The sequence below is a fragment of the Nonomuraea sp. NPDC002799 genome, from assembly GCF_053592075.1.
This window is the reverse complement of sequence record NZ_JBSFVA010000143.1, coordinates 1-1,128: the sequence shown is the minus strand read 5'-3', so window position 1 is coordinate 1,128 and position 1,128 is coordinate 1. Positions and strand designations below refer to the sequence as shown.

The 1,128-nt window shown below is 71.9% G+C and carries 2 protein-coding genes; one reads left to right on the top strand and one right to left on the bottom strand.

Annotation, left to right across the window (positions count from 1 at the left end):
* Nucleotides 1–797: GlxA family transcriptional regulator (locus tag ACWD0F_RS52125; RefSeq protein WP_449890601.1), on the bottom strand; the 797-nt coding region annotated here is incomplete at its 3' end.
* Between the two features lie 107 nt (nucleotides 798–904).
* On the opposite strand from ACWD0F_RS52125, the gene ACWD0F_RS52120 reads away from it, so the two are divergent.
* On the top strand, nucleotides 905–1,128 hold a 224-nt coding region (locus tag ACWD0F_RS52120; protein WP_449890599.1), incomplete at its 3' end, for a hypothetical protein.

The following is a 1,128-nucleotide window of genomic DNA, read 5'->3' as shown; positions in this document are numbered from 1 at the left end:
CGGACGAACTGCGCGGGCGTCTGCCCGAGCTGGCCGGTGAACAGCCGGGTCAGATGCCGCACGCTCATCCCCGCGTGGGCGGCCAGGACGGCGATGGACAGATCGTCGTCGAGATGGGAGCTGATGTGGTCGACCAGGCGGCGGACCCGGTCGTCGTCGGCCGGTGGAGCGGCGGTGAAGATGCTCATCTGCGCCTGGTTGCCCGGCCGCTGCAGGTAGATCACCAGGTAGCGGGCCACCTGCCTGGCCAGCTCGGCTCCGTGGTCCTCCTCGATCAGCGCCATCGTCAGGTCGAGCGCGCTGGTGACGCCGGCCGAGGTGATCAGGTTGCCGTCGCGGATGTAGATGGGGTCGGCGTCCCAGATCACCGCGGGGTGGCGGACGGCCAGCTTGCGGGCCCACCACCAGTGCGTGGTGACGCGCCGCCCGTCCAGCAGGCCCGCGGCGGCGAGGATGCCCGCGCCCGTGCAGATCGAGGCGACCCGGCGGCTCTCCCGCGCGATGCGCCGCACGTGGGCGACGATCAGCGGATCGGCGGCGGCCTGCTCGTGCCCCAGACCGCCGACGACGAGCAGCGTGTCGAAGGGGCCGGTGACGCGTTCGAGCGGAAGGCCGCCCTGCAGCGTCAGCGCGGTGGGAAAGGCGATGGGACGGCCGCCGGGCGTGACGAGCTCCGTCCGGTACGGCACACGCAGGCAGCCGTGCAGGTTGGCCAGGCCCAGGCTGGTGGTGACGCAGGCGATGTCGATCAACTCGGCGCCGTCGTAGCCGACGACCGCGATCACACGCTCATCCATCCGGCCAATCTAGTTCGCCGTGCGCCACCGGACCACGTTCCCAGGATTCTGGACGTGCTCGGCCGAAGATCTGGATGGTCACCCGGCCCGCTGGCGATCGTCTTCTCATGCCTGAGACAGCACAGCAGTCCTGCCGTATCGACGTCCCCGCCGGATCCGGGCACGGGTCGGGAGCCGATCGGCGCGACCCCGGCACCGGTGGCCGCCGGCCGCACACCATGCGTCCGTGGAAGGACGCCGCCCCGACGAAGCCAGGGCTGCCGGCCGGAGACACGCGTGTCTCCGGCCGGCGTGCGGAGGGGCAGCGCAACGGCCTGCTGGGACCGATGGA